Origin of the sequence: Mycobacterium sp. shizuoka-1 (assembly GCF_002723835.1) — a bacterium.
In the GTDB taxonomy this organism is placed as follows: domain Bacteria; phylum Actinomycetota; class Actinomycetes; order Mycobacteriales; family Mycobacteriaceae; genus Mycobacterium.
In genome coordinates this window covers 40,689-65,261 of the sequence record NZ_BEWG01000115.1, presented here as the reverse complement: position 1 = coordinate 65,261, position 24,573 = coordinate 40,689, and the positions used below count along the sequence as shown (strand labels likewise).

Genomic DNA, 24,573 nt, shown 5'->3' with positions numbered 1-24,573 from the left:
CCCCAGGCTAGTCGAGATCGTCGTGCGCCATCAGGCGGCGCGCAGCCTCGACGATCGACCCCGACAACGACGGATACACCGACAGTGTCTGCGCCAGATCGGTCACCGAGATGCGATTTTGCACGGCCAGCGCGATCGGCAGGATCAGCTCGGAGGCGATCGGCGCCACCACCACACCGCCGATGACCACGCCGGTCGCCGGGCGGCAGAAGATCTTGACGAAGCCGCGGGTCAGCAGCGACATCTTGGCCCGCGCGTTGGTGTTCAGCGGCAGCATGATCGTGCGGGCCGGCACCGATCCATCGTCGATCGCGGTTTGCGGAACCCCGACCGCGGCGATCTCGGGCCTGGTGAACGTGGCCGAGGCCACCGTGCGCAGCCGGATCGGGGCCACCGCGTCGCCCAGCGCGTGATACATCGCGATTCGGCCCTGCATGGCCGCCACCGACGCCAGCGGCAGCAGGCCGGTGCAGTCCCCGGCAGCGTAGATGCCGGCGGCCGCCGTCCGCGACACCCGGTCCACCGGGATGTAGTTGCCTGCTCCGAGCTCGACTCCGACCCGCTCGAGGCCCAGGCCAGACGTGTTGGGCACCGAGCCGACGGTCATCAGCGCGTGGCTGCCCTCGACGACGCGGCCGTCCGCCATGGTGACCTTCACACCGTTCGGGCTGCGCAGCACCGACTCGGCCCGCGCGTTCTTGACCAGCGTCACCCCGCGCTCGGCGAAGACCTGCTCGAGCACCGCGGCCGCGTCACTGTCCTCGTGCGGCAGGATCTGGTCGCGGCTGGCCACCACTGTGACAGTGACGCCGAGCTCGGTGTAGGCGTTGCAGAACTCCGCGCCGGTCACCCCGGAGCCCACGATCACCAGGTGTTCGGGCAGTTCGGGCAGGTCGTAGAGCTGCCGCCAGGTCAGGATGCGCTCGCCGTCGGGCACCGCGTTGGGCAGCACCCGGGGGCTGGCGCCGGTGGCGATCAACACCACATCCGCCTTGAGCACCCCGACCTGGCCGTTGGGGGCGGTCACCCGGACCCGGTGATGGGCCATCCCCGGCACGGCGTCGATCAGCTCGCCGCGACCCGCAACCACGTTGACCTTCTCGCGCAGCAGCTGAGTGCCGATGTCGGCGGACTGGGAGCGGGCCAGGGTCTTGACCCGGTTGTTGATCTGCGGCAACGAGATCTTGGCGTCGTCGATCCCGATGTCGAACCCCAGCCCCGACGCGCGGCGCAACTCGGTGCGCACCCCGGTCGACGCGATGAACGTCTTGGACGGCACGCAGTCGAACAACACGCAGGCGCCGCCGATGCCGTCACAGTCCACCACCGTGACCTCGGCCACGTCCTTACCGCGGCCCGCCGCGACCAACGCGGCCTCGTAGCCTGCCGGCCCGCCACCGATGATCACGATCCGCGTCGTCACGCGCTCAGCCTAGTAGCCCGGGTCGCTGCGCTCCTGCCCACCGAACCTAGTCACCCCGGTCGCTGCGCTCCTGCCCACCGAACCTAGTAGCCCGGGTCGCCAGTTCCCCGACTCCCTGCGCCCCTGGCGGCGAGACGCTCTAGGCTTTCCCCGTGCCGCTCTACGCCGCCTACGGGTCCAACATGCATCCCGAGCAGATGCTGGAGCGTGCGCCGCATTCCCCGATGGCCGGCACCGGCTGGCTGCACGGCTGGCGGCTGACCTTCGCCGGGGAGGACATCGGCTGGGAGGGCGCGCTGGCCACCCTGGTCGAGGACCCCGACTCCAAGGTGTTCGTGGTGCTCTACGACATGACGTCCGCAGACGAGCAGAACCTGGACCGCTGGGAAGGCTCCGAGCTGGGCTTCCACAAGAAGATCCGGTGCCGCATCGAGTGCGAATCTACGGACACCACAACCGATCCCGTGCTCGCCTGGCTGTACGTGCTGGACGCCTGGGAGGGCGGCCTGCCGTCGGCGCGCTATCTCGGCGTGATGGCCGACGCCGCCGAAATCGCCGGTGCACCTGCCGAATACGTGCACGACCTGCGGACCCGCCCAGCCCGCAACATCGGCCCCGGCGGCCACGGCGGCGGTTAGCACTCTTCGCCGCGAGCGTGCGCTTACCGACGCCGAAACGCCGGCGCAGTGCACACTTCACGCACACTCGCGGGCAGACAAGTGGGCACGAATCCGGTTGACGAGCGCACGCTGCTGACGCCGGACATCATCGGCGACAATCGGCACGACGATCCATCCGAGATCTTGCAGCGCAGCCTGTTTTGCCCTGTCGCGCCGGAGCGCGTCCGGCCCAACGTGCCATTCGTCGCTGTCGTATTCTGCCGCGACCCTCTGCGCCGGCCAGGCGAAGTCCAGTCTGCGCAATCGTCCGCGAGAGTCGACGACTTCGAACTGCAGGACCGGGCTGGGCAGGTCACCCTCAATCATGACCAGCCGGGCTTCGCTCTCCATCGGCGACTCAGCTCGCCCGTCGGCGAGCGGAAGCAGTCGCCTGACCTCGAGGATCCCCCGCCGTCCCTGCTGTGCGAGCACGGCCTGCTGCAACGCCGATACATCGCAGCGCCCCGATCGCAGTGCTGCGTCGAGTGTCGCGAGCGCCCGCGGCCGCCGCAAGGTCCGAGCCACTTCGACCGCTGTCCACGCCGGGGCCGTCACTGGTCGACCGGACAGCATGATCAGCGGCGCACCCTCGCGACGGTGGACCACCAGTCCCTCGCCGGACCGGAGCTGGCGGCCGGCCGGATTCAACACGTGCAGATCGGCGCCGTTCTGGGTGTCGAAGCCGTAGACGCCGGCCGCAGTCGCCATGCAGATGCCGACCACCTCACCGCACGCCAGGTCGAGACCCAACAGCCGCCGAGACATATCGGCAGGGCCCAGGCTGTAGATGCCCCTCCAGATACGTTCAACGGCAGTGCTTTCCAGCAGCATCTCCAGATAGCGTCGACCCACCACGGCGCGGATTTGATCGGTCGTCGCCACCCCGCCCTGTCTCTCGAACAGGGCAACAAGCCGCTCATCCATGGAGGTGATGCTGGACGCTCATCAGCCGAACAGAAAGTCAGACCTGTGGATGACGAGCGTGCGCGAAATGACCGGGAATGCGGCGTGTCGCTGCGCCGAAGTGCACCCTCACACCCTTTGGGTGGTGAACTCCCAAGCGTCGGAGACAATTTCGTCAATCGAGCTGTGCTGGGGACGCCAGCCGAGCTCGGTGACGGCCCGCTCGCTCGAGGCGATCAGCACGGCCGGGTCACCCGCCCGGCGCTCGACGTAGCGCGCCGCGATCGGTCCACCGGTGACGCGCTCGCAGCAAGCGATCACCTCACGTACCGAGAATCCGGTTCCGTTGCCCAGGTTGTAGATGCGGTGCTCGCCCGGGCGCGCGCCCTGCAGGGCCAGCAGATGGGCATCGGCGAGATCGCGGACGTGAATGTAATCGCGGATGCACGTGCCGTCCGGCGTCGGCCAGTCGGTGCCGAACACCAGGATCTCCGAACGCTTTCCGGCGGCCACCTGCAGCACCAGCGGAATCAGATGGGTTTCGGTGGCATGGCGCTCACCCAGCCCGGCATAGGCGCCCGCGACGTTGAAGTAACGCAGGCTGGTGGCGGCCAGTCCGTAGGCGGTGGCATACGACGCGATCGCATGGTCGATCGCGAGTTTGGTGGCGCCATAGGCATTCGTCGGCCGGGTCGGGGCGTCCTCGGTGATCGGCACCGATTCCGGCTCCCCATAGGTCGCCGCGGTCGAGGAGAACACCAGCCGCGGCGTACCTGCGGCCCGTATGGCATCCAGCAAGGCCAGCGTCTTGACCACATTGTTTTGCCAGTACCGCTGCGGCTCCTCGACCGACTCCCCCACTAGAGACTTCGCCGCGAAATGCAGCACACCGTCGAAGGAGCCGTCGCCCAGTAGTTCGGGTGCCGCCCCGGTCACATCGGCCTCGACGAAGCGCGCCCCGGCCGGCACCGCGTCGGCGTTGCCGGTGGACAGATCGTCGACGATCACCACCTCGTGGCCCTGCTCCAGCAGCACTGCCGCGCAGACACTGCCGACGTATCCGGCGCCGCCCGTCACCAGAAGCTTCATCAGAACGCGGCCGCCTGCTCAACGATGTTCACCAGCACCCGCACCCCGACCGCGAGCGCCCGCTCGTCGAGATCGAAGGTCGGCTGATGCAGGTCCAGTTGCGGTCCGCGGCCACTCCACACCCCCAGCCGCGCCATCGCGCCGGGCACCTCCTCGAGGTACCAGGAGAAGTCTTCGCCGCCGCCGGACTGGCGGGTGTCGGCCAAGGCATCGGGCGCCACCGCCTCGATGGCGTGCGTCATGATCTGCGTCGAGCGTTCCTCGTTGACCACCGGTGGGACACCACGGTGGTACTGCAGCGTGTGCTCGATACCGAGCGGCGCAAGGAGGCCCGAAATCGTCTCCCGCACAAGATCTTCCATACCCACCCAGGTCTCACGACTGGCGGTGCGCACCGTGCCCGCCAGCGTCCCGATCTGCGGGATCGCATTGGCCGCGACACCGGCGTTGGCCGCCCCCCACACCATCACGGTGCTGTGCCGGGGGTCGATCCGGCGGGACAGGACTCCGGGCAGCCCGGTGATCAGCGTGCCCATCCCGTACACCAGATCCGAGGTCAGATGCGGCCGCGAGGTATGGCCGCCCGCCGAATGCAGGGTGATCTCGATCGAATCCGCGGCCGAGGTGATCGGCCCCGGGATGATCGCGACCCGCCCGACGGCCAACCGGGGATCGCAGTGCAGGGCGAAGATTCGCGACACCCCCACCAGCGCGCCCGCGGCGATCGCGTCGATCGCGCCGCCAGGCATCAGCTCCTCGGCGGCCTGGAAGACCAGCCGCACCCCGACCGGCAGTTCGGGAACCGACGCCAGTGCCGTCGCGGCACCGATCAGCATCGCGGTGTGGGCGTCGTGGCCGCACGCATGCGCGATGTTGGGCATCGTCGAGCTGTACGGCGCACCGGTGCGCTCGGCCATCGGCAGCGCGTCCATATCGGCGCGCAGCGCGATCCGCGGCGCGTGCTCGGGACCGAAATCACACGTCAGACCGGTACCGCCGGGCAGCACCTTCGGATTGAGGCCGGCCTCCACCAGCCGGTCGGCGACGAACTGGGTGGTGGCGAACTCCTGGCGGCCCAGCTCCGGATAGCGGTGAATGTGCCTGCGCCACTCGACCAGATCGTCGAAGTGCGCGGCCAGCCAGGATTCACACGCGTCGGCGATGCTCATGCGCGGGTCCTCCGTTCGTCTCGCAGTGCGAGCACACGGTCGCGCTCGTCAGGCGTCTGCGCCAATCGAACGACCGTGCGCGCCAACATGACTGCCCCCTCGGTCACAGCGCGGTCAGCACTGGTCGACGCGGCCGCGGTGGTGAACCCGGGCTGGTGGATCACCGCGCCACCGGATTCGATGCCCACCACCGGGTGGATGCCCGGCAGCAGTTGGGTGACATTGCCCATGTCGGTACTGCCCAGCGGCATCTCGGCTTCGACCTCGACCGGCACCGGGCTGCGGCCCAGCCGGGTCATCTCGTCGCGGCATACCTGCGCCAGCCACGGATCCGGGGTCAGCTCGGCATACGGCGGCGCAGCTTCGGCGATGTCGTGTTCACAGCCGGTGGCCACGGCCCCGGCCGCGAAGCAACCGCGCATCTTGGCCTCCAGGCCGCGCAGCGAGTCGGTGTCGACCGCGCGCATCGTGTACTGCAGCCGCGCCCGGCCCGGAATGATGTTCGTGGCCGAACCGCCCTCGGTGACGATGCCGTGGGCCAGCTGGCCGGGGGCCATCTGCTGGCGCAGCAACCCGATCGCCACCTGGGCGACCGTTACCGCGTCGGCGGCGTTGATCCCCAGATACGGCGCGACGGCCGCGTGCGATTCGCGGCCGGTATAGGTCACCACCACCTCGGAGAGGGCCAGCGAACGCGCCGCGGCGATGTCGATCGGCCCCGGGTGCAGCATCACCGCGGCCGCGACATCGTCGAACACTCCCGCCTCGATCAACAGGGCCTTGCCGCCGCCGGACTCCTCGGCGGGCGTGCCGATCAGCGCCACGGTGAGGCCAAGGTCGTCGGCCACCTCGGCCAGCGCCAGGGCGGTGCCGACGGCCGAGGCGGCGATGATGTTGTGCCCGCAGGCGTGGCCGATGCCGGGCAGGGCGTCGTACTCGGCGCAGATCCCGATCACCAGCGGGCCAGAACCGAAGTCGGCGCGAAAGGCGGTGGTCAAACCGCCCGGCGCGGCGCTGATCTCGAAGCCGCGCTCGGCCACCAACGCCTGGGTCTTGGCGCAGCTGCGATGCTCGTCGAACGCGAGTTCCGGCTCGGCGTGGATGGCGTGCGACAGTTCGATCAGATCACCCCGGCGTGCCGCGACCACGTCCTCGACGCGGGTCGACGCGGTGGCGGTAGGCATCCACGCAGTATCGCATTCACCGCTAGGCTCGCAGGCTGTGAGTCCAGACGCCGAGCACGCCGCCGCGGTGATCGCCGAACGCACCGGCGTGCCGCGACACGACGTCGCGGTGGTCCTCGGCTCGGGCTGGACGCCGGCGGCCGCGGCGCTGGGAACTCCGGTGGCCGAGGTCCCGATGTCGGTCATCCCCGGCTTCACCCCGCCGTCGGCGCTCGGGCATCGCGGTCGGGTGTTGTCGGTGCCGGTCGGTGACCGCCACGTGCTGGTGCTACTTGGTCGCATCCACGCCTACGAGGGTCATGACCTGAGCGCCGTCGTCCATCCGGTGCGGACCGCGCGGGCGGCCGGGGCGCAGATCGTGGTGCTGACCAACGCCGCCGGCGGGCTGCGGCCCGAATACCGGGTCGGACAGCCGGTGCTGATCAGCGACCACCTCAATCTCACCGCCCGCTCGCCGCTGGTCGGAGCACAGTTCGTCGACCTGGTCGATGCGTACTCCCCGCGGCTGCGCGAACTGGCCCGCTCGGTGGACCCGAGCCTGACCGAGGGCGTGTACGCCGGCCTGCCCGGGCCGCACTACGAGACGCCCGCCGAAATCCGGATGCTGCGGACCTTGGGCGCCGACCTGGTCGGGATGTCGACCGTGCACGAGACGATCGCGGCGCGGGCGGTGGGTGCCGAAGTGCTCGGGGTGTCGCTGGTGACGAACCTGGCCGCCGGGATGACCGGTCAGCCGCTCAGTCACGACGAGGTCTTGGCCGCCGGGCGCGCCTCGGCCACCGCGATGGGGTCGCTGTTGGCCTCGGTGCTGGCGCGCCTGTAGGTCAGCCGCACGAACGCTCGAGCCAGCAGGGGCGCGGCGAACAGCATCAGCAGCACCCGCAGCACCTGTGTGGCGATGATGAACGTGACGTTGGAGCCGGTCTCCACCGCGGTGGCCAGCACCGCGTAGATCCCACCCGGGCTGGTGGCCAGGTATCCGTCGAGCATGCTGACGCCGGTGATCTTGGCCAGCGCCACCCCCAGCCCGGCGGTGGCGACATTCAGCAGCACGATCAGCCCGAGAGCAGCGGGCAACAACCGTTCGATCGCGCGCAGCGATTCCCTGGTGAACGCCACGCCGGCCTGCCAGCCGATCACCATGTAGGCGGCCGAAACCAGCAATGCCGGCACCGTCAGACCGAACGACAACCCGGCCAGTTCAGCCATGATGGTCAGCGCCATGGGGCCGAGCAGGCCGGAGCCGGGCAGCCGGGCCAACCGGCCGACCGCAGCTCCGGCGACCACCAGGACGATGATCATCATCAGGCTCAGATACCAAGGAGCCGAATGGGATTGGGGTCCTGCGGCAAGCCGGGCGGACCGGTCGGCGTGGTAGACGAGGGTGACGACGACGGGCATCGCCGCGGTGATCACGGCCACCCGGAGGTATTGGACGACGGCGACGATGCGGTCGTCACCCCCGAGTTCGCGCGCGATCGCCACCAGGCCGGAGGCTCCGCCGGCCACCAGCGCCAGCGCACCGGTCAGGGGGCTGATGTCGCGGTGCAGGCCGAGCAGCGCACCGGCGCCGATGCTCAGCACCAGCGTGACCACGCCGACGCCGATCACCACCGGCCAGTGCGGGCCCAGCGCCGACAGTGAGTCGGAGTGCACCATGGTCCCGATGTAGACGCCGAGGGCGCCCTGAGCCGCCAGTCCCGCGATGCGCGGGACCCGTGCGGGTGCCAGCCGGGCGATCGCCAGCACGACACCCACCAGCAAGGCCGCGAACAACGCGGCGGACGGGACGCCGAGCAGGTCCAGTGGCACGGTGACCCCGATCGTCACCAGTACCAACAGCACCCATCGCATAAGACAAGTATGCCCTTGCTTTTTTGGTTCAGCTAACTGCGCTTAAAGCGAGATAAGTCACTAATTGACAAGGTATAACTTGGAATATGCCTGTCAACATCGCGCCGTCGGCCGCGGCCACCGAGCTGCGAGAAGCCATGATGGCGCTGGCCCGACAGCTGCGCCGGCACCGTCCCGACAACGGCCTGACCCTCAGCCAGCTCGAAGTCCTCGGCGACGTGAGCCGGGCCGGGGTGACCACGCCCGCCGAGATCGCGGCCCGGTTGCAGGTCCGGGTGCAATCGCTCACCGACAGCATCAACGAATTGGAATCCCGCGCGCTGGTCTCCCGCAGGCCCGACGAGTCCGACCGCCGCAGGCAGCTCGTCGAACTCACCCCCGACGGGCTGGACCTGCTGCTGCGCGACCGGGCCCAGCGCGACGCCTGGCTCTACGAGACGATGCGCGATCACCTGAGCGAGCTGGAGGTCAACCTGCTGATGCTCACCGCGCCGGTGCTGCGCAAGCTCGCCGACGCCGAGCGCGAGGCACAATCGGTGCCGTGACCGAGCAGGAGTGGATTGCCCACGATCCCGATCCGGTCACGGCTGCCGAGCTGGCCGGGCTGGATCAGGCTGAGCTCGCCGCCCGCTTCGCCCGGCCGCTGACGTTCGGCACAGCGGGACTGCGCGGACCGGTTCGCGGCGGCCCGGACGCGATGAACCTCGCGGTGGTGCTGCGCGTCAGCTGGGCGCTGGCCCGGGTGCTCACCGGCCGCGGCCTGGCCGGTGCGACCGTCGTGGTCGGCCGCGATGCCCGGCACGGATCGCTCCAGTTCGCCCGGGCCGCGGCGGAAGTGTTCTCCGCCCAAGGGTTTTCGGTGATCACCTGGGACCATCCGGTGCCCACCCCGGTGGTCGCGTTCGCCGTCCGGCACACCGGCGCCGCCGCCGGTGTGCAGATCACCGCGTCGCACAACCCGCCGGCCGACAACGGCTACAAGGTTTATCTCGACGGCGGCCTGCAGATCATCCCGCCCACCGACCACGAGATCGAGACCACCATGGCCGCGGCACCGTTCGCCGATCAGATTCCCCGACTCCCGGTGCAGCCGTCCGACGATGGGCTGGTCGACGCCTACCTCAGCCGAGCATCGGCGGTTCGGCGCTCCACCCGGGGAGCCGTGCGGGTGGCCCTGACCGCCATGCACGGTGTCGGCGGCGAATTCGCGCTGCGGGCACTGCACGCGGCCGGTTTCACCGATGTGCACACGGTGGCAAGCCAATTCGACCCGGACCCGGATTTTCCGACGGTGTCGTTCCCCAACCCGGAGGAGCCCGGCGCCGCCGACGCCCTGCTGACGCTGGCCGGCCAGGTGGGCGCCGACATCGCGATCGCACTGGATCCCGACGCCGACCGGTGCGCTGTGGGCATCCCCACCGACGACGGCTGGCGGATGCTCTCCGGTGACGAAACCGGTTGGCTGCTCGGTGATTACATCCTGTCCATGCTTGCCGACGGCCAAGCCGCCACCAGCGTGGTGGCCAGCAGCGTGGTGTCCTCCCTGTTACTGGCGGCCATCGCCGCGGGTTACGGGGCCCGTCATGTCGAGACGCTGACCGGCTTCAAATGGCTCGCCCGCGCCGACGCAGACCTGCCCGGCTGCAACCTGGTGTACGCCTACGAGGAGGCCATCGGCCATTGCGTCGACCCCGCCACAGTTCGGGACAAGGACGGGATCAGCGCCGCAGTGCTGGCCTGCGACCTGGCGACACACCTTGCCGCCCAGCAGGATTCGATCGCAGGAGCGCTGGACCGGTTGGCCCTGCGCCACGGTGTGCACACCACCGCCGCGGTGTCGCGGCGGGTGGCCGATACCGGCGAGGCCACCGCGATGATGGCCCGGCTGCGCACCGATCCCCCCACCGAGCTGGCGGGATTTCCGGTCCGGGCCACGACGCGCGCCGATGCGGTTTTTCTGGTCGGCGGCGACGCGCAGACCTCGGTGCGGGTGGTGGTGCGGCCCTCGGGGACGGAGCCGAAAGTCAAGTGCTACACCGAGGTCGGGCTTGCCGCCGGCGCAGACCTGACCGACGCGCGCGCCCGCGCGGCGGCTGTGCAGCAACGTCTGCTGCACGCGGCGCGCAGCTGGTAGTTCAGCGCGGACCGAACTGGCGATCACCGGCGTCGCCGAGACCCGGAACGATGTAGGCGATCTCGTTGAGGCCCTCGTCGATGGTGGCGGTGAACAGCCGGGCTTCCGGGGCCGCCGCCTGCAGCGCGGCGATGCCTTCCGGGGCGCAGACCACACACACCACGGTGATGTCGCGCGCACCGCGGTCGTGCAGCAGCTTGATCGTGTGCACCATCGAGCCACCGGTGGCCAGCATCGGGTCGAGCACCATGACCGGCTGGCGGCTCAGGTCGTCGGGGAGCGACTCGAGGTAGGGCGTGGGCTGATGGGTGGCCTCGTCGCGGGCCACGCCGACGAAGCCGACCTGCGCCTCGGGAATCAGGGCGTGCGCCTGGTCGACCATCCCCAGACCCGCGCGCAGCACCGGAACGAGCAGCGGCGGGGCCGCCAGTCGGGTGCCCGCGGTCTCGGCCATCGGGGTGCGAACGGTGATGTCCTCGCACGGCACGTCCCGGGTGGCCTCGTAGACCAGCATGTGGGTCAGGTCGCGCAGGGCGCAGCGGAAGGCGGCATTGTCGGTGCGTTCATCACGGAGAGTGGTCAACCTGGCTTTGGCCAGTGGGTGGTCGATCACGCACACATCCATGCGCAGAGACTAGAGCAGCCTCAACCGGCGTCGCAGCCCAGAACCAGGGCTTTGACCAGCCCGGCGTATTGGTAGGCGTACTCCGCTGCCCACCGCCACGGCGGGAAGTCGTAGGCGCGCGGCACCGGCCGCATGGTGACGTTGCCGTCGAAGCACTGGTGGAAGATATAGCGTGCGCGAACCACGTGATAGTTCCAGGACACGACGATCACATGGGTCCAGTGGTGTTGCTTGGCCAGGCGCGTGACGTACATCGCCTCGCCGCGGGTGGTGAACGGCGACGGGGTGAAGCAGACGACGGTGATGGCCGGCGTCCCAGACGCGCAGGCCTGGTCGAAATCGGCGAGATCTGCCGCATTCCCGGCGTAGGCGTTGGACAGCACGACCGTGTGGGCGTAGCCCTGCTCGGCCAGCTGAAGGCCGTATTGCAAACGGCCGTCGTTTTCGCCGCCCAGCACGACGATCGCGTCGGCTTTGGACAGCGGGTCGGCATGCGGGCGGGTGAACAGGACGAATCCGGTAACCCCCAAGACGGCGACGACGAGCAGCCCGATGGCCGCCCAGATCGCCAGCACCCGAGCCAGCCTGTTCACGGGGGGCAGGCTACCGGCCAGCAAGCGTCGTTAGGCTGTGCGGCATGGCTGCTGAGCTCGTTCCGGTCCGCATCGGCGTGACCGCAGGTGACCTGTACACGTTGTGGGCGCCCCGCTGGCGCGACGGCGGCGACGAGTGGGAGGCATTCCTCGGCAAGGACGAGGACCTGTTCGCCTTCGAGTCGGTGGCGGATCTGGTGGCGTTTGTGCGCACCAACACCGACAACGACCTCGCCGATCACCCGGCCTGGGCCGAGCTGACCGAGGTCAACGCCCACAAGCTGGTTCCGTCGTCCGACCACGAGGTCGACCTGATCACGGTCGAGGAGTTGCTGTCGGAGAAGCCGACCGAAGAGTCGGTGACCGCGCTGGCCAACACCATGGCCGTGGTCTCGTCGATCGGGTCGGTGTGCGAGCTGCCCGCGGTCACCCGGTTCTTCAACGGCAACCCCAACCTGGGCTTGCTGTCGGGCGGCATGGAGCAGTTCAGTGGCAAACCGGGACGCAAGCGCTGGACGTTGGTCGGCGAGATCGTCGGACGGGGCTGGGACGGCGTGCTGTCGGCGATCGACGAGGTGATCACCATCCCCGAGGTCGACGAGCGGGCCGCCAAGCAGGCCGCCGCAGAGCTTGAGGAGCCCTACGAGGACGAGGCCGACGAGTCGGACCTGGCCGAGGACGGCGAGGACATCAGCGACGGCGCCGAGGACGACGCTGCGGACGCCGAGGAGGCCGCCGTCGTGCGGGCGCCGCAGGACGACGTGGTGCTGGGCAGCGACGTGGACTTCTGGGGCGAGGTCGGCATCGACCCGGTGCGGATCACGCTCGGCTCGTCGACGCTGTACACCCTGCGCTGCTATTTCGACGACCGGCCGATCTTCCTGGGCCGCAACGGCAGGATCAGTGTGTTCGGCTCGGAGCGCTCGCTGGCCCGTTATCTGGCCGACCAGCGTGACCACGACCTGTCGGACCTGAGCACCTACGACGACATCCATACCGCGGCCACCGACGGCTCGCTGCGGGTCGACGTCACCGACGACAACATCTACATGCTGACCGGGCTGTCCGACGACATCGCCGACGGTCCCGACACGATCGACCGCGACCAGCTGGAGCTGGCGGTCGAGTTGGTCCGCGACGTCGGCGAGTACTCCGAAGAGGACGTGGTCGACCGGCTGCTGGCCGAGGACCGGCCGCTGGGTCAGCTGGTCGGCTATGTGCTCGATCCCGCGGAGAACTCCCGCCCGGCCGGGCCGTATGCGGCCGCGGTCAAGGAGTGGGAGCAGATCGAGCGGTTCGTGGAGTCGCGGCTGCGCCGTGAATAGGGCGCTAGGAGCTCGCGCCGGCCTTCGCCCGCTTCGACGACCCCAGGCCGCTGTGCTTGGACGTCGTGGAGGTCGAGGCCTTCGTCGAGTCCGCGGCGCTCTTGCCGTTGCCGGCGGCCGCGGTCTTGGCGGCCGTGGTCTTGGTCGCCGTGGTCTCGGTCAGCGTCGTCTTCAGCGTCGGCCGCGGCTTGAAGCCGCCGGTCGACTTCTTCGGCGTCGTGTCGGTCGACTCGGTGTCGGTCGGCGTCGTGTCGGCCACCGACGTCACCGTGGCCGCGGTGTCCGACGATCCGGTGGTTTCCGGGGTCGTGTAGGTCACGTCGGGACCCCCGACGCCGTACGGTCCGGGTCGGGTCGTCCGGAACGGCCGTACCCCGAAGAGGTCCTGCAGGCCGTTGTCCAGGCCGGTCGGGATCGAGATGGCCAGATTGGTGGCGAACTTGACCGGGTTGGGGAAATACAGCACGTTCCACGACGTCGGCACGCCGGGGCTGGTGGTGCGGTCGTAGGCCGATTCGACGATCACCCGCAGCGGGGCGTCGAGGGTGTCGGCCAGGGCATGGCCGAGCGGTCCGAGCTTGTCGAGCGGCATCAGCAGCGGCAGGACCGGGGTGGAGATCAGGTAGTAGTGGGTGTCGCCGTACTGACCCTGATCGACTACGCCGGGGCTGGTGAGCGTGGTGTCGTCGTAGGTGCCGCCGAGGTGCAGGTAGTCGATGCCCATCATCGCGTTCGCGACAGCCAGCAGGTTCAGCGGGTTGACCGGGAAATCCGACCAGCCGTCGTACTGGGCGGCGATGTCCACGGTGTCGTATTGGGTGTCGGTCGGGGTGGATCCGTTGAAGGTGGCGCCGCCGAACGGAAGGAACGACGGAATCGTCACGCCTTCGGGGCCGCGGGCGAGGAAGCCCCCGTTCGGCCGGTTGCCGTTGGCGATCAGCACGAAGCTGACATCGGGTCCCTCACCGGGGGCGTATTCGGCTGCCAGCGAGCGCTTCTCGAGGGTGGCGATCGTGGAGCTCTGTGAAAAGCCGTACACCACGAACATGTCACCCGGAATCGGCGCGACCGAGCCCACCTCGGTGTTGTAGTCGCACGACGTGCCCTTGATGCAGTTGTCCAGGTTCTGCCGGCCCAGGGCCACCGACTGGTCGAAGGTCAATGTGCCGGTGCCCGGGGCGAACTCTTCGGGGGTGACAACCGCGACCGCGTTGTAGGGCCCGGCCGGGATGCCGGTCGGCAGGGTCGATGCGGGATCGACGTAGTTGCCGACCGCACCGGCCAGATAGCTCTGGACGAAGTCGGTGGAATCCTGGTCGGCGGCCAGCGAGTGCCCGGTGCCGCCCATCACCAGTACGGTCGCCCCGCTCGCCAGCAGCTTGAGCGCCGCGGTCGTGGTGGTCGCTAGGACCACGGACAGGAAGGCCGCCAGCGCGGCGATCGCCACGGCGGTGCTACGAGCTGCTAGGCGCATATCGGGTCACTCCCCTTATCCCCGCCACACCGAGCACGACGAACCGGCGCACCCGCCCCCGACTAGGCCGAAAGTACTGTATCAGCAAAGTCGGCCGAGAGCGTCTGGCCGAGCAAGCGTCCGGCGACGCCGCGGATCCAGCTCATCCGGCTACCGAGTAGCTCCCCGATCGCCGACCCCGACGACGGGGCAAACACCCACGCCAAACCCCATGCGCGCAGGACCTGGTGGCGCGCCGACCAGCAAACCAGCACCTGTGCGGCGGGGCGCCGACCGGCTGGAAAATGCCGCCGCCGACGCGACGCCCGCAAACCGTTGCCGGCGGGGTGCTAACCTTCTCAGGCACCGGTACGGGTTTGCGATTGGCCAAGGCGCCGAACAGTTGAGGTGAGAATTCAGTGAGCCGGGTCCATATCCCAAAGTTGGGGATTATCGCCGCACTGCGCCAGAAGACCGACTACAAGCGCTGGTCTGACACCCGCAACCTCTACTCGGAATGGGAGCCGCGGTCACAGCGGGCCGCCGAACTGATCCCGGCCGGCAGCCGGGTGATCGAGTTCGGCGCCGGCACCCGCACCCTGGAACGCCACCTCGATCCGTCGTGCACCTACACCCCCTCCGACCTCGTCGACCGGGGCCAGGGAACGATCGTCTGCGACCTCAACGAGCGGCCACTGCCCGACCTGGGCCACGACACCTACGACGTCGCGGTGTTCATGGGCGTCCTGGAGTACCTGCGGGACGTGCCGGCAGTGCTCGACTGGCTGTCGCCCGTCGTCTCCCGCTACGTGATCTCCTACGGCTGCCCCGACACCAACGACGCGTCCCGGCGCACCAAGCTGGGTGCGGTGGACCGGATCAGCCGCGGGTGGCTGAACAGCTATACCGAAGAGGAAATCCGGTCACTGTTCCGGGAGCGGGGCTTCGCCAGCGCGCACGAAGAGAACTGGGCAAACGTCGACGGGTACCAGCACCGGCTGTTCGTCTTCGCCAAGTAGACCGCCCCGGTGCGCGTCACTTTCCGGTTGCAGGTGACTTCCGGCCCTCGCAGCCAGCACGGATAGCCTGTAGCGTGGGAGCGCTGAAGGAGGTAGCACTGGTGACGTCGACACTGACTCTGTCCGACCTGCTGGCAAACGAGGGCATCGCCGATGTGACCGGCCTGTGGCCGGTCGAACTGATCGAAGAGTGGAATCGCCGCCTCGATCCGGTCTTCGCGGGAACCGACGGTGAGCGACGGTCGTACGCGAGCGCCGACGTCCTCGCCGAGACCGGCATCTTCGCCGAGCTGTTCAGCGAGCCCGTTCGTCAGCTCATCGCCGGCATCCAGCCGTCGGCACTGCTGTACCACTGCCACTGCTACGAGATCGCCGCCAACCAGGGCCGGCCGCACATTCACCGCGACAAGCCGCTCGGATGGCATCGCGACACCGAGACGATCGGGGCCTACACCCCCGACTTCCCGTCCTTCATCAGCATCTTCATCCTGCTGTCCCCGGTTGGCGAGGGTGACGGTGCGTTCGAGTTCTACCCGCACCGCCCCAACAAGGGCATGCGTGCCGGCGGCGACGCGGTGCAGCTGGTCGGTCCGGTCGGCACCGCGGCGATGTGGAACCGCTCCTACTTCCACCGCGCGTCGCCGAACCGCGGTTCGCTGCGCCGCCGGGTGCTGAAGGTCTCCTTCCAGCCCGCCGGTCTGCCCAACGACCGGATCGGCCTGCCCGAGTTCACGCAGGCCCGCACGCACCTGACGGACCCGGCGCTGCTGGCCCTCATCGACGAGCGCCGCGTCGGCACCACCGCCCCGCTGCCGGACCGCGGCGAAATCCCCGCCGGGACCCCGCTGCCGCCGACGACGCACAACGAGCTGTCCCGGGCCCAGGCCACCTACATCCGCGCCCAGACCGTCGGGTTTCGGGTGCTGGCCGCCGCGGGCGTTGTGTGACACAGCCGAGTAGCCGGCTGCGGGCGCTGGTCGTCGGGTCCGGATACCGAGTCCGCAACGCGTTCCTTCCGGCGCTGAAGCTGCTGGACTCCCACATCGAGATCGTCGGGATTCACTCACGGACCTACGCCAATGCCAGCCGTGCCGCGCAGCGCTGGGGCGTGCCGGCGATCGCGGATCCGCGCGAACTACGGCCGGGAGACATCGACCTCGCGCTGGTGTCGGTGACGGTCACCAACAACGTCGCCGTGCTGAGATCGCTTGCCCACCTGGCGCCCGGGGCGGCGCTGGTGATCGACACCCCCGGCGTCGGCCGCCTCGACGACCTCGCGCGGTTGGCCCAATTCCGGAAATGGGCACAGATCCGGGTCGGCGAAGACTTCATGAACATGCCGCAGTACCGGCTGGTCGGCGACGCCGTCCGGGCCGGCGCGCTCGGCGAGATCAGCCGAATCTCGATGTCGGAGATGGGCTATCGCTATCACGCGCTGGCACTGCTGAGGTCCTGGCTGGACCTGTTGCCGCCGAGTTCGGCCCGCAATCACCGGGTGACCGGCGGGGTCGACATCACCTATCACTTCCGCGGCGGCAAGACCGGCGAGGTTCGCGAACCCTACCGGCAGGGCGAGGGATCATTCGCCGTCACCGGCGCCAAGGCCACGTTGACCGGGCACCCGATGGGCTACGACACCCCAGTTGCGGGCGGCGCCACGCTGATTCGCACCGAAGACGGCAGCGGCCTGACCGGTTTCGCGATCACCGGGCTCGAGACGCCGATGACCATCGGCCTGCCGCATCACGGCGCGCTGGCTGCCATGGGGCTGGAAGACGACTCCGAGTTCAACCTGCTACGCATCGACGGGCTGAGCCAGGTGATCGCGTCGCTGTGGAACACCGGCGACCCGGTGAACACCCGGTACCGGCTCGAGGACGCCGTCTCCGACAACCTGGTCAGCTTTGCCGCCCGCACCATCCCGTGGTTGCCGGCGGCCGCTATTCGACTTCGGGGTGGAGGTCGGTAGGCGGTTCGTCGTCCTCGTCGACGAGCTCTTCGATCACTTCCTCGATCGGCCGGTCGTCGTCCGGCGCCTCCTCGATGAGCGCGACGGGCGCGGTGGCGGCAGCGGCAGTCGCGGCAGTGGCAGCCGCCCGCTTGGCGGCCGCGTACTTCACACCGGGCGGCTTGGACGGCCACCAGTTGGCGTTGCCGACCAGCACCGCCGCCGCCGGCACGGTCAGCGTCCGGACCAGGAAGGTGTCCAGCAGCAACCCGACACCGATCACGAAGCCGATCTGCGCCGCGGTCAGCACGCTGCTGACGGTCAATGCCATCATCGACGCCGCGAAGATCAGGCCTGCCGAGGTGATCACGCCGCCGGTCGCGCCGACCGTGCGGATGACCGCCGATCGCACCCCGTACTTCGCCTCGTCGCGGATCCGGGAGATCAACAGCAGGTTGTAGTCGGCGCCCACCGCGACGAGCACCATGAACGCGATACCCGGTACCCCCCAGGCCAGTTCCTGGCCGAGGATGAACTGGAACAACACCACGCCGATGCCCAGCGCCGCGCCGTAGGAAAGAACAACCGAGAGCACCAGATACAGCGGCGCCACGATCGCCCGCAGCAGTGCAACCAGGATCAGGAACACCACCACGAGGGTCATGCAGAGGATGTAGACGAAGTCGGAGTCGTAGAAGTCCCGGACGTTGGCGTTGATCGACGAGAAGCCCACCATCGAGATCTTGGCGCCGGCCAACTGGGTGTTGGGCGTCGCCGCGTTCGCGGTGTCGACGATGACCTTCGTCTGATCCATCGCCTCGGTGCTGAACGGATTGAGCGCGGTCTGGATCAGGTAGCGCGCCGAATGGCCGTCCTCGGAGACGAACAGCTTGGCGGCCTTCTTGAACTCCTCCATGGTCAGCACCTGCGGCGGAATATAGAAGCCCGACATGGGCGGGTCGGCCGCCTCCCGCTTCATCGCCAGCAGGAACGACGACGCCTGGTCGAGTCCCTGCCCCAGGTTGCGGGTCTGGTCGACCAGCGTCTGCACGCCCAGCGCCAGTTGGCGGCTGGAATCGGCCAGGGTGTTGACGCCGGTGACTGCCTCGTTGAGTTTCTTCTCGACCCCGCCCGGTTGCCCCACGCCCAGCGACCGCGCGGCCGACGTGGCCTTCTGGAGGTTCACGCTCAGGTCGTGAACGGCCTCGTCGAGTTTCTGCGATCCGTCGGTCTGGGACAGTTCGCGGGCGAATTCCTCGATGGACTTGGCGGCCGGCGTGTTGGCGGCGTCGACGATCTTCTGCAGGTCGGACCGGGAGTTGACGCAGGCGGGGTCGGCGTCGCACTGCGGGCTGACATTGAGTGCCAGCACCATCGGCGAGGCCCAGTCACCGATGCTGGTGACCCGCAGAATGCTGAGCCCCAGCGCATCGCCCAGTGAGCGCATGCTGGTCACCAGTTTGGCGGTCTTGTCGATCTGGTCCAGGGTCTTGGCTCCGCCGTACTTCTGCGACATCGCGTCGAGCGCGCTGGTCAGTCCGCGGACGCTGGCGATCGACCCCACCACCTGGGTGCGGATCTCGCCCAGCACGTCGGCCATCTTGCCTGCGCCGCCCGAGAGCAACGTCAGGTTGTCGTCGTTGGTGTGGATCAGGTTGGACGCATCGCCGAGCTTGGTGCCGACCTCACCGGCTTGGTAGGTGGTCTTGGCCTGCTCGAGGACCTGCCCGGTCGGGCGGGTGATGCCGCGCACCATGTCGATGTCGGGCAGCTGCGCGATGCGCGCGGCCATCTGCTCCATGTCGGCCAGTGCCTTGGGAGTACGCAGGTCGTTCGGGGATTGGATGAACAGGAACTGCTGCAGGGTGCCGCTGATCGGGAAGTGCTGGTCCATCACCTCGTAGGCGCGGTTGCTGGCGGAATCCTGCGGCAGGTTCTTGCGGTCGTCGTAGTTGAACCGCATGAACGCCGTGGTGGTGGCCAGCGCGCCCAGGATGAGCACGCTGGTGACCAGCAGCAGGACGGGTCGGCGGACGATCATCACTCCGGAGCGCCGCCACAGCCTGCCGGTCATGTCGCGACGCTGTTTGATCCAGCCGCGCCGGCCGGCCAGCACGATGAAGGCCGGCAGCAGGGTGATCGAGGCGAGGAAGCCGACCAGGATGGTGACCGTCAGCGCAGGCCCGACGGTCGAGAAGATGGCCAGCTTGGTGAACGACATCCCCAGGAACGTGAGCGCCACCGTGCCCGCCGAGCCGGCGATCACCTCACCGATCGACACCAATGCCTCCACGATGGCGTCGTCGGACCCCATCCCGGTCTTGGTGAGCTCCTGATAGCGGCTGTAGAGGAACACGCCGTAATCGATGCCGGCGCCCATCATCATGCCGGTCATCAGCATCATCGTCTGCGGGCCCAGCCCCAGGCCGAGCTCGCCGAGGCCGGCCACCGTCTGCTGCGCGACCACCAGTGAGATCCCGATGGTGATCAGCGGCATCAGCATCGCGATCAGGCTGCGATACACCAGCAGCAGGATGGTGAACACCAGCCCGACCGTCGCGATCTCGATCATGTGCTGATCGCGGGCGCCGATGGCGTTCATGTCCTCGATCGTCGAGGCGCCGCCGACCACGTTGACCTGCAGCGACGAGCCTTTGGCCTGTTCGTTGACGGTGTCGATGACGTGGCGGTACGACTCCTGGCCGTCCGGGGTGCCCATCGTCCCGGACATGCTGACCGGCAGGTTCCAGGCCTTGCCGTCCTTGCTGGTCATCACCTCTTTGAGCTCGGGGGTCCGAACGAAATCCTGCAGCGAGGTGACGTACTTGGTGTCGTCCTTGAGCTCGTCGACGATCCGCTTGTAGGTCTCTTCGTCGGCCGGCGTCAGCCCGTTCTCGTTGCTGAGGATGACAGCGGCGAAATTGCCTGCGTCGGCCTCGTGGAAAACGTTCTGCATCTCCTTGACCGAGACCAGGACGGGCGCGTCTTGGGGCAGGAAATCCGGGGGGTTGCGGGCCGCTACGACCGACAGCGGCGTGATGAGGGTGATCAGGGCCACCGCGAGCGCTACCCAAGTCGCGACCACCAGCACAGGGTGGCGAACGATCACCCGACCCAAGCCCGAGAGGAGCTTATGTGGTGACACGCCCCTGAAAACGGCGCGCTTGGACATCACACCAAGTTACATCGCGCGGGCACCCGGACATGTATCACGAGGTGGCGAGGCAATTCGTGGCGGGCGGGAACCCGCAAACCGGATCGTACGCCGATCGAGGGCGTTGCGCGCGCTTCGGCGGCGCGCGGCCGGGTGCGGAGCAAACAACTCAGCCGATCAGCACGGCGTAGCGCGGCTTGATCACCTCGTCGATGATGGCCAGCCGTTCGTCGAAGTGGATGAACGCGGACTTCATCGCATTGATGGTGAACCGCTCGAGGTCGCTCCAGCCGTAGCCGAACGCCTCGACCAGGCGCGCCATCTCCTGGCTCATGGTGGTGTCGCTCATCAGGCGGTTGTCGGTGTTCACCGTGACCCGGAACCGCAACCGGGCCAGTAGATCGAAGGGGTGGCCGGCGATGCTGGCCACCGCGCCGGTCTGCACGTTGGAGCTCGGGCACATCTCCAACGGGATCCGTTTGTCGCGCAGGATCGCGGCCAGCGGGCCCAGCCGAGCCGTCCCGTCGGCAGCCACCTCGATGTCGTCGACGATGCGCACCCCGTGGCCCAGCCGGTCGGCACCGCAGAACGCCAGCGCCTCGTGAATCGACGGCAGGCCGAAGGCCTCACCGGCGTGGATCGTGAAACGGGCATTGTTGCTGCGCATGTATTCGAACGCGTCGAGGTGACGGGTCGGCGGGTAGCCGGCCTCGGCGCCGGCGATGTCGAAGCCGACGACGCCCTTGTCCCGGAACCGGACCGCCAGGGCCGCGATCTCCCGGGAGCGCGCGGCGTGGCGCATGGCGGTGACCAGACAGCGCACCACGATCGGGTGCCCGGCGGCCGCCGCGGCCTTCTCGCCGTCGGCGAATCCGGCCAGCACGGCGTCCACCACGGCGTCGAGCGACAGCCCGCCGTCGATGTGCAGTTCGGGGGCGAACCGCACCTCGGCGTACACCACGTTGTCGGCGGCGAGGTCCTCGACGCATTCGAGGGCCACCCGGTGCAGCGACTCGGGGGTCTGCATGACCGCAACGGTGTGGGCAAACGGCTCGAGGTAGCGCACCAGCGACCCGCTGTGCGCGGCCGTGCGGAACCACGCGGCCAGTGCGGCCTCGTCGGTGGCGGGCAGGCCGTCGTAGCCGATCTGGTCGGCGATCTCGAGCACGGTGGCCGGCCGCAGACCGCCGTCGAGGTGGTCGTGCAACAAAGCCTTGGGCGCCCGGCCGATCATCTCCAGCGTCAGCGGCGTGGTCATCAGGCGATCCGGTCGATGATCAGGGGTCGGTGCTGCACCGGGCCGTCGACGACCGACCAGGCCCCGTCCAACTCGGCCATGGCGGCGGGCATCCGCGCCGGGGTGTCGGTGTACAGGGTGAACAGCGGCTCCCCGGCCGACACCGGCTCACCCGGGCGGCGGTGGATGCGGACGCCGGCGCCGGCTTGCACGCGCTCCCCCGGGCTGGCCCGGCCCGCGCCGAGCCGCCACACCGTCAGCCCCATTGCCATCGCGTCGATGTCTCCCATTGTGCCGCCTCGCGGTGCCGGCACGGTCTCGGAATGGGTACCAATCGGAAGCGGTGCATGAACATCCCCGCCCTGAGCGCTGACCAGGGCGCGGAACCGGTCCATCGCGGTGCCGTCGCGCAGGGTCTGCGCCGGGTCGCACCCGTCGATCCCGGCCAGGTCCAGCATCTCGGCCGCCAACCGGACAGTCAGCTCCACGACATCGGCGGGCCCGCCGCCGGCCAGCACCTCGAGCGATTCGGCCACCTCCAGGGCGTTGCCGATCGTGCGCCCGAGCGGCACGTCCATGTCGGTGAGCACCGCTCTGGTCGGCACGCCGTGGGCTCGGCCGAGTTCCACCATGGTCGCCGCCAGCTCCCGCGACTCGGGCTCGGTCTTGAGGAACGCACCGCGACCGACCTTCACGTCGAGCACCAACGAGCCGGCCCCCTCGGCCAGCTTCTTGCTCATCACCGAGCTGGCGATCAACGGCAACGACTCGACCGTGGCGGTGACATCGCGCAGCGCATAGATCTTGCGGTCCGCCGGCGCCAGTTCACCGGCGGCGAAGATGGCCGCACCGATCTCTGACAGCTGCTGGCGCACTTGGGTTTTGGTGATCTCGGCGGTGAAGCCGGGGATGGACTCCAGCTTGTCGAGGGTGCCGCCGGTGTGCCCGAGGCCGCGGCCCGCGGCCTGCGGCACCGCCGCTGCGCACGCTGCGACGACCGGCACCAGCGGGATGGTGATCTTGTCGCCCACGCCGCCGGTGGAGTGTTTGTCCACCGTCGGCAGCCGGCGACCGTCGCGACGAAGATCGCTGAAGTCCAGGTGCTCGCCGGAGGCGATCATCGCCGTGGTCCACCGCGATATCTCGCCGCGATCCATGCCGCGCAGGAAGATCGCCATCAGCAGCGCCGACATCTGCTCGTCGGCTACCCGGCCGTGGGTGTAGGCGTCGATCACCCAATCGATCGCGTCGTCGGCCAGCCGGCCCCCGTCACGCTTGGTCCGGATGACGGTCGGAGCGTCGAATGTGAACTGCGTCACGGCTTTTCCCGTTCCACCCGGGCCAGGTCGTCGGGCCCGAATGCGTCTGGCAGCAATTCGGCGAGCCGACGGGGACCGGCCGGGTGGTCGATCAGAAGGTCGGGACCGCCGTGTTCGAGGAGCAGCTGCCGACAACGCCCGCAGGGCATCAGCGTCGCCCCGGTGGCGTCCACCACCGCCACTGCGACCAGCCGCCCGCCGCCACCGGAGATCAGCGCGCAGACCACCGCGCACTCGGCACAGAGACCTAGGCCATATGAGACATTCTCCACATTGCAGCCGGTGACCAGCCGCCCGTCGTCCACCAGTCCCGCAGCCCCGACCGGGAATCGCGAATACGGCGCGTAGGCATGCCGCGACACCTCAATCGCCTTGTCGCGCAGCGTTTCCCATTGCGTTTCCGTGGTCATGCGTTGCTCACCACACCACTACTGAATGCATTCACCAACCACCTCGCCGGAGTTGCCCGTCAGCGCCCGGCCGACCACATCGGCCGCCGAGGCGCCTCCTCTGCATGCACGGTAGTTCTTTCGGACGTACAAACGGAGTTAGAGTCCACCCAAATGCAACGATGGTGTTGGAGGCGCTGATGAGTACAGCGGCACCGGTCGTGCCGGCCCCGCGCGACAAGTCGACTCGACGACGGCGCACGCTCTATCGCGGCGACCCTGGAATGTGGTCGTGGGTGCTGCATCGCATCACCGGCGCGACGATCTTCTTCTTTCTGTTCGTCCATGTCCTCGACACCGCCCTGGTCAGGGTGAGCCCGCAGGCTTACAACTCGGTCGTCGAGACCTACAAGACGCCGATCGTCGGCCTGATGGAGATCGGCCTGGTGGCGGCGTTGCTCTATCACGCGCTCAACGGCGTGCGGATCATCCTCATCGACTTCTGGTGGAAGGGCCCCCGCTATCAACGCCAGATGCTCTGGGCGGTGGCGGCGGTCTGGCTGCTGGTGATGGTGCCCTCGCTGGTGATCATCGGCATGCACATGGCGGAGCGTTTCCTGTGACCGCCCCCGAGAGCCGGCTGGGCCCGCCGGCGCCGATCCTGGAGCGCAGCCACGACCGCCCGGCCGGGCTGGACAACCCGCGCACCCCGCGGCGGCGCGCTGGCATGCCGAACTTCGAGAAGTACGCCTGGCTGTTCATGCGGTTCTCCGGAGTCGTGCTGATCTTCCTGGCGCTGGGGCATCTGTTCATCGGGCTGATGTGGGACGGCGGCGTCTACCGCATCGACTTCAACTACGTCGCGCAGCGCTGGGCCTCGCCGTTCTGGCAGACCTGGGACCTGCTGCTGCTGTGGCTGGCGCAACTGCACGGCGGCAACGGGATCCGCACGATCATCGGCGACTACGCCCGTAAGGACTCGACGAAGTTCTGGCTGAACTCGCTGCTGGTGGTGTCGATGCTCATCGTGCTGGTGGTGGGCACCTACGTGCTGCTGACTTTCGATCCGAACATCTCCTAGACGACGTTTCCGAGG

At 68.7% G+C, this 24,573-nt stretch carries 23 protein-coding genes; 10 read left to right on the top strand and 13 right to left on the bottom strand.

From position 1 onward, the window contains the following. Positions 1–7 precede the first annotated feature (7 nt). Positions 8–1,423, bottom strand: coding sequence for an NAD(P)H-quinone dehydrogenase (locus tag MSZK_RS28895; protein WP_099251958.1), 1,416 nt, complete (start codon positions 1,421–1,423; stop codon positions 8–10). Between the two features lie 152 nt (positions 1,424–1,575). Between MSZK_RS28895 and MSZK_RS28890 the strand changes: the two genes are divergently transcribed. Further along, a complete protein-coding gene (locus MSZK_RS28890) occupies positions 1,576–2,061 on the top strand; it encodes a gamma-glutamylcyclotransferase (protein ID WP_099251957.1) in 486 nt (161 codons plus the stop codon). 57 nt (positions 2,062–2,118) lie between these two features. Here MSZK_RS28890 and MSZK_RS28885 read toward each other — a convergent pair whose 3' ends face one another. The 4 genes from MSZK_RS28885 to MSZK_RS28870 all read right to left on the bottom strand — a co-directional run bounded on the left by MSZK_RS28885 (position 2,119) and on the right by MSZK_RS28870 (position 6,427). Continuing rightward, complete coding sequence (locus MSZK_RS28885) at positions 2,119–3,006, bottom strand: hypothetical protein (RefSeq protein WP_099251956.1); 888 nt, start codon at positions 3,004–3,006, stop codon at positions 2,119–2,121. A gap of 108 nt (positions 3,007–3,114) precedes the next feature. Next, positions 3,115–4,074, bottom strand: coding sequence for a UDP-glucose 4-epimerase GalE (galE, locus tag MSZK_RS28880; protein WP_099251955.1), 960 nt, complete (start codon positions 4,072–4,074; stop codon positions 3,115–3,117). After that, positions 4,074–5,243 (bottom strand): amidohydrolase, encoded by a 1,170-nt coding sequence (locus MSZK_RS28875; protein ID WP_099251954.1) that lies wholly within the window; start codon positions 5,241–5,243, stop codon positions 4,074–4,076. The genes galE and MSZK_RS28875 overlap by 1 nt, the downstream gene beginning before the upstream one ends. Then, complete coding sequence (locus tag MSZK_RS28870) at positions 5,240–6,427, bottom strand: M20 family metallopeptidase (protein ID WP_099251953.1); 1,188 nt, start codon at positions 6,425–6,427, stop codon at positions 5,240–5,242. Before MSZK_RS28870 ends, MSZK_RS28875 begins: the two co-directional genes overlap by 4 nt. Before the next feature lie 37 nt (positions 6,428–6,464). Here MSZK_RS28870 and MSZK_RS28865 point away from each other — a divergent pair, with 37 nt between their 5' ends. Beyond that, the gene (locus tag MSZK_RS28865) at positions 6,465–7,250 is read left to right on the top strand and encodes a purine-nucleoside phosphorylase (protein WP_099251952.1); all 786 of its coding nucleotides are present in this window, start codon (positions 6,465–6,467) and stop codon (positions 7,248–7,250) included. Here MSZK_RS28865 and MSZK_RS28860 read toward each other — a convergent pair. Then, on the bottom strand, positions 7,169–8,281 hold the full coding sequence (locus MSZK_RS28860) for an AbrB family transcriptional regulator (protein WP_099251951.1): 1,113 nt from the start codon (positions 8,279–8,281) through the stop codon (positions 7,169–7,171). The two genes, MSZK_RS28865 and MSZK_RS28860, sit on opposite strands and share 82 nt — an antisense overlap. Before the next feature lie 86 nt (positions 8,282–8,367). On the opposite strand from MSZK_RS28860, the gene MSZK_RS28855 reads away from it, so the two are divergent. Both MSZK_RS28855 and MSZK_RS28850 read left to right on the top strand, forming a co-directional pair. Continuing rightward, entirely contained in the window at positions 8,368–8,826 is a 459-nt protein-coding gene (locus MSZK_RS28855) for a MarR family winged helix-turn-helix transcriptional regulator (RefSeq protein ID WP_099251950.1), read from the top strand. Continuing rightward, the gene (locus tag MSZK_RS28850; protein WP_099251949.1) at positions 8,823–10,415 is read left to right on the top strand and encodes a phospho-sugar mutase; all 1,593 of its coding nucleotides are present in this window, start codon (positions 8,823–8,825) and stop codon (positions 10,413–10,415) included. The genes MSZK_RS28855 and MSZK_RS28850 overlap by 4 nt, the downstream gene beginning before the upstream one ends. Position 10,416: 1 nt before the next feature. Here the strand turns inward: MSZK_RS28850 and upp are convergent, their stop codons facing one another. Together upp and MSZK_RS28840 are read right to left on the bottom strand one after the other, a co-directional pair. Next, a complete protein-coding gene (gene upp, locus MSZK_RS28845; protein ID WP_099251948.1) occupies positions 10,417–11,040 on the bottom strand; it encodes a uracil phosphoribosyltransferase in 624 nt (207 codons plus the stop codon). A 20-nt stretch (positions 11,041–11,060) separates the two neighbouring features. Further along, entirely contained in the window at positions 11,061–11,633 is a 573-nt protein-coding gene (locus tag MSZK_RS28840) for a YdcF family protein (protein ID WP_233211572.1), read from the bottom strand. Between the two features lie 44 nt (positions 11,634–11,677). On the opposite strand from MSZK_RS28840, the gene MSZK_RS28835 reads away from it, so the two are divergent. Further along, on the top strand, positions 11,678–12,958 hold the full coding sequence (locus tag MSZK_RS28835; protein ID WP_099251947.1) for a primosomal protein: 1,281 nt from the start codon (positions 11,678–11,680) through the stop codon (positions 12,956–12,958). A gap of 4 nt (positions 12,959–12,962) precedes the next feature. On the opposite strand, the gene MSZK_RS28830 is transcribed toward MSZK_RS28835, so the two are convergent. Then, a complete protein-coding gene (locus MSZK_RS28830; protein WP_099251946.1) occupies positions 12,963–14,432 on the bottom strand; it encodes a PE-PPE domain-containing protein in 1,470 nt (489 codons plus the stop codon). A gap of 398 nt (positions 14,433–14,830) precedes the next feature. Here MSZK_RS28830 and MSZK_RS28820 point away from each other — a divergent pair, with 398 nt between their 5' ends. The 3 genes from MSZK_RS28820 (at position 14,831) to MSZK_RS28810 (ending at position 17,399) form a co-directional block, all read left to right on the top strand. Continuing rightward, positions 14,831–15,430, top strand: a complete 600-nt coding sequence (locus tag MSZK_RS28820; protein WP_099251944.1) for a class I SAM-dependent methyltransferase — start codon at positions 14,831–14,833, stop codon at positions 15,428–15,430. A gap of 101 nt (positions 15,431–15,531) precedes the next feature. Next, on the top strand, positions 15,532–16,377 hold the full coding sequence (locus MSZK_RS32515) for a hypothetical protein (protein ID WP_158230653.1): 846 nt from the start codon (positions 15,532–15,534) through the stop codon (positions 16,375–16,377). After that, positions 16,374–17,399, top strand: coding sequence for a Gfo/Idh/MocA family oxidoreductase (locus MSZK_RS28810; protein ID WP_099251942.1), 1,026 nt, complete (start codon positions 16,374–16,376; stop codon positions 17,397–17,399). The genes MSZK_RS32515 and MSZK_RS28810 overlap by 4 nt, the downstream gene beginning before the upstream one ends. On the opposite strand, the gene MSZK_RS28805 is transcribed toward MSZK_RS28810, so the two are convergent. From MSZK_RS28805 to MSZK_RS28790, 4 genes are all read right to left on the bottom strand, one after another. Further along, a complete protein-coding gene (locus MSZK_RS28805) occupies positions 17,371–20,550 on the bottom strand; it encodes an RND family transporter (protein ID WP_099251941.1) in 3,180 nt (1,059 codons plus the stop codon). The two genes, MSZK_RS28810 and MSZK_RS28805, sit on opposite strands and share 29 nt — an antisense overlap. A gap of 151 nt (positions 20,551–20,701) precedes the next feature. After that, a complete protein-coding gene (locus MSZK_RS28800; RefSeq protein WP_099251940.1) occupies positions 20,702–21,790 on the bottom strand; it encodes an adenosine deaminase in 1,089 nt (362 codons plus the stop codon). Further along, the gene (locus MSZK_RS28795; RefSeq protein WP_099251939.1) at positions 21,790–23,088 is read right to left on the bottom strand and encodes a thymidine phosphorylase; all 1,299 of its coding nucleotides are present in this window, start codon (positions 23,086–23,088) and stop codon (positions 21,790–21,792) included. The genes MSZK_RS28800 and MSZK_RS28795 overlap by 1 nt, the downstream gene beginning before the upstream one ends. Further along, the gene (locus MSZK_RS28790) at positions 23,085–23,498 is read right to left on the bottom strand and encodes a cytidine deaminase (RefSeq protein ID WP_099251938.1); all 414 of its coding nucleotides are present in this window, start codon (positions 23,496–23,498) and stop codon (positions 23,085–23,087) included. The genes MSZK_RS28795 and MSZK_RS28790 overlap by 4 nt, the downstream gene beginning before the upstream one ends. Positions 23,499–23,677: 179 nt before the next feature. Here MSZK_RS28790 and sdhC point away from each other — a divergent pair, with 179 nt between their 5' ends. Both sdhC and MSZK_RS28780 read left to right on the top strand, forming a co-directional pair. Then, positions 23,678–24,100, top strand: a complete 423-nt coding sequence (gene sdhC / locus MSZK_RS28785; RefSeq protein WP_099252058.1) for a succinate dehydrogenase, cytochrome b556 subunit — start codon at positions 23,678–23,680, stop codon at positions 24,098–24,100. Positions 24,101–24,117: 17 nt separating this feature from the next. Continuing rightward, entirely contained in the window at positions 24,118–24,558 is a 441-nt protein-coding gene (locus tag MSZK_RS28780; RefSeq protein ID WP_199203536.1) for a succinate dehydrogenase hydrophobic membrane anchor subunit, read from the top strand. Positions 24,559–24,573 lie beyond the last annotated feature (15 nt).

Coding starts and splice junctions, on each gene's coding strand:
- MSZK_RS28830 (WP_099251946.1), bottom strand. CDS start 14,432: ATGCGCCTAGCAGCTCGTAGCACCGCCGTGGCGATCGCCGCGCTGGCG.
- galE (WP_099251955.1), bottom strand. CDS start 4,074: ATGAAGCTTCTGGTGACGGGCGGCGCCGGATACGTCGGCAGTGTCTGC.
- MSZK_RS28800 (WP_099251940.1), bottom strand. CDS start 21,790: ATGACCACGCCGCTGACGCTGGAGATGATCGGCCGGGCGCCCAAGGCT.
- MSZK_RS28835 (WP_099251947.1), top strand. CDS start 11,678: ATGGCTGCTGAGCTCGTTCCGGTCCGCATCGGCGTGACCGCAGGTGAC.
- MSZK_RS28875 (WP_099251954.1), bottom strand. CDS start 5,243: ATGAGCATCGCCGACGCGTGTGAATCCTGGCTGGCCGCGCACTTCGAC.
- MSZK_RS28870 (WP_099251953.1), bottom strand. CDS start 6,427: ATGCCTACCGCCACCGCGTCGACCCGCGTCGAGGACGTGGTCGCGGCA.
- MSZK_RS28790 (WP_099251938.1), bottom strand. CDS start 23,498: ATGACCACGGAAACGCAATGGGAAACGCTGCGCGACAAGGCGATTGAG.
- MSZK_RS28860 (WP_099251951.1), bottom strand. CDS start 8,281: ATGCGATGGGTGCTGTTGGTACTGGTGACGATCGGGGTCACCGTGCCA.
- MSZK_RS28805 (WP_099251941.1), bottom strand. CDS start 20,550: ATGTCCAAGCGCGCCGTTTTCAGGGGCGTGTCACCACATAAGCTCCTC.
- sdhC (WP_099252058.1), top strand. CDS start 23,678: ATGAGTACAGCGGCACCGGTCGTGCCGGCCCCGCGCGACAAGTCGACT.
- upp (WP_099251948.1), bottom strand. CDS start 11,040: ATGGATGTGTGCGTGATCGACCACCCACTGGCCAAAGCCAGGTTGACC.
- MSZK_RS28855 (WP_099251950.1), top strand. CDS start 8,368: ATGCCTGTCAACATCGCGCCGTCGGCCGCGGCCACCGAGCTGCGAGAA.
- MSZK_RS28885 (WP_099251956.1), bottom strand. CDS start 3,006: ATGGATGAGCGGCTTGTTGCCCTGTTCGAGAGACAGGGCGGGGTGGCG.